Origin of the sequence: Psychrobacter sp. TAE2020, from assembly GCF_018919485.1 — a bacterium.
In the GTDB taxonomy this organism is placed as follows: Bacteria; Pseudomonadota; Gammaproteobacteria; order Pseudomonadales; family Moraxellaceae; genus Psychrobacter.
Window position 1 is genome coordinate 1 of the sequence record NZ_JAHLMU010000017.1, and the last position, 440, is coordinate 440.

1 protein-coding gene is annotated in these 440 nt (G+C 45.9%); it reads left to right on the top strand.

Going from position 1 to position 440, the window contains the following annotated elements; all coding sequences use genetic code 11:
• Nucleotides 1-39: 39 nt before the first annotated feature.
• The coding region (locus KPY62_RS13545; protein WP_267459622.1) for a trehalase family glycosidase at nt 40-440 on the top strand (401 nt) is incomplete at its 3' end.

The window sequence follows — 440 nt, forward strand, 5'->3', positions numbered from 1 at the left end:
GGCCTGAAGGCACAGAAACGGTACGACTTGATACAAAGTATGGTAAAGAATTTTGCGTACCTGATCGATACTGTGGGCTTTATTCCTAATGGAAATCGGAATTACTATCTCACACGTTCCCAGCCGCCTTTCTTTTCTGTTATTGTAAGTCTCCTGGAGGATTATGACTCGCTTGCCGCGGATCATTACCTTGACCAGATGCTAACTGAATATAAATTCTGGATGAATGGTGCCGAGACCCTAAGAAATCCTGGCGAGGCTTTCGAACACTCCGTTATTTTGAGTGACGGCACGCTGATGAACCGATACTACGATCGCGGAGAAACTCCTCGTCCGGAGGCTTATAAAGAAGACTATCACCTTGCCAAACGTGTTGGTGGCGACGATAAAAATTATATAGAGATATCAGAGCTGCCGCTGAATCCGGTTGGGATTTCAGC